At 50.5% G+C, this 1,498-nt stretch carries 1 protein-coding gene; it reads right to left on the bottom strand.

The window, feature by feature from the left end; translation table 11 throughout:
* Window positions 1–12: 12 nt before the first annotated feature.
* Window positions 13–1,395 (bottom strand): IS4 family transposase, encoded by a 1,383-nt coding sequence (locus C5471_RS23200; protein WP_133813539.1) that lies wholly within the window; start codon window positions 1,393–1,395, stop codon window positions 13–15.
* Window positions 1,396–1,498 lie beyond the last annotated feature (103 nt).

Below are 1,498 nucleotides of genomic sequence, written 5' to 3'. Positions count from 1 at the left end.
CCTGTCTCTTAGTCACATCTCCAGATCAACCGATTTGGCCAGCAAGTAACCGTCCACCAGAGTTTGCAGCAGGAACCAGCCCTCCCAGAGTCTTTCCCAGCCTACCCGTCCCGTACGCTTAGAATCAGACCAACCCACCAATTTACCCAAACTGATATACGCCCAATGCAGACTTGGCGCTTTTTTTGGCAGGTGCCGTTTCTCCTGCTTTGACCACAACAGTTTCCAGGCCAGCGGACTGAGGATCTCTTCACAACTGTGCTTTTCTGCCTCTTCCTTGTTCAAGCCCTTAAAACGAAGCTGGTGTATCCGCACCGCAATAAAGGCCAGGATCACAATCATGCGTTCCAGATTGGCTTTGCTTTGCATCCGCAGGGCCTCAACCTGCGTGCCACCACTTTTCCAGGCCTTGTGAAATTCTTCTATTAACCAACGCCGTTCATAATAACCGAATATGCGATGGGCATCGTCTTCACTGTTGACCGGCTCTGAGGTGAGAAGATGCCAGCTTAATCCGTTTTCGGTGCCTTTTTCATGGCAACCCACGTAAAACAAGCGAATGCTTCCCCCTTGTTTTCCTTTCGGCACTTTCAGACTCACTTGCGTATAACAAACCTCACAGTCCGCCACGCGGGCTTGACGTCCGCCTTTCTGCTTAACGTCAACCCGTCGGTCTCCCGCACTTTTTAATGTCTCAACAAAATCATAAAGTTTATCTTTGCTTTCTTCTATACGCCGGCTTTGCATTGAACGGACGACAAAACGGTGATTTTCGGCCACCTTATAGGTCAGGTACTCGATGAGGTCGGCCTCACGGTCACAAACCGAAATAATTTTGGGCATGTGTTCGCCCAGTCGGTGTGCCATTGCCCGTGATGCCTGCTCCCATTTATAGCTTTCTTTCTCTTCATAAGGCCGCGTGTCAGATTGCCGGCTCCTGCCATATGTCTGAATATCGCGTGTCCAGCGATGCTGCTCAACCAGCCCGACTACCTGACGTTCCTGAGGCGCAAACAGTAAAATCGAGTGGGCAAAAAATCCCCGGGATTTCGGGTTTGAGGTGGTGTGACCCAGCTCATCCGTCACGCTGTGATGGGAAAACGACAGGGAAGTGGTGTCTTCCAGGGCCAGCAGGCAATCATACGCGTTAGCGTGCGCCACGGTGGCCGCAAAACCCGCTTCGGCAATGGCCTGGGGAGAAACAGACGAATTACGGGTGAAACGGTATGCCGCTTCAATATCGGCAGAGGAATGTAAGGATTGCACGAGGGAGAGTCCTGTCTGGTTGGCGAGTGAACCGGCGATTTGAACCAGGCGTTTTGTGCGTCGTTTATCACCTAATTCAGCGTGTTGAAACGTGTCTTTTGCCCATTGCTCGGTGTTGGCTGAAAACATATCGGTTAGCTTATCTGTGGTTTTTGGTTGAGATCGATGACCAAAGCAAGAGTTCAACAGGAATGCAGGAAAATATCAAAATATTTGTGTAGAAGAGACAGGT

This window comes from Photorhabdus tasmaniensis, assembly GCF_011189505.1.
Taxonomy (GTDB): Bacteria; Pseudomonadota; Gammaproteobacteria; order Enterobacterales; family Enterobacteriaceae; genus Photorhabdus; species Photorhabdus tasmaniensis.
This window is presented reverse-complemented; position numbering and strand designations above follow the sequence as displayed.

Excerpts from the sequence above, each read along its gene's own strand:
- C5471_RS23200 (WP_133813539.1), bottom strand. The coding sequence starts at position 1,395 with ATGTTTTCAGCCAACACCGAGCAATGGGCAAAAGACACGTTTCAACAC.